This window comes from Enterobacter sp. EC_64 (assembly GCF_019584165.1).
GTDB lineage: Bacteria > Pseudomonadota > Gammaproteobacteria > Enterobacterales > Enterobacteriaceae > Enterobacter > Enterobacter roggenkampii.
Map to the genome: position 1 here is coordinate 1 of NZ_VDAS01000088.1, position 255 is coordinate 255.

A 255-nucleotide genomic window follows, 5' to 3' on the forward strand; every position below is an offset into this window, starting at 1 on the left:
GCGTAGTCGATGGGAAACAGGTTAATATTCCTGTACTTGGTGTTACTGCGAAGGGGGGACGGAGAAGGCTATGTTAGCCGGGCGACGGTTGTCCCGGTTTAAGCATGTAGGCGGAACGATTAGGTAAATCCGGTCGTTTATTAACGCTGAGGTGTGATGACGAGGCACTACGGTGCTGAAGTAACAAATGCCCTGCTTCCAGGAAAAGCCTCTAAGCATCAGGTAACATTAAATCGTACCCCAAACCGACACAGG

At 50.2% G+C, this 255-nt stretch carries 1 rRNA gene; it reads left to right on the forward strand.

The features are described 5' to 3' along the window. Positions 1-255, forward strand: a 23S ribosomal RNA gene (locus FHC52_RS22590); the annotation flags it as partial.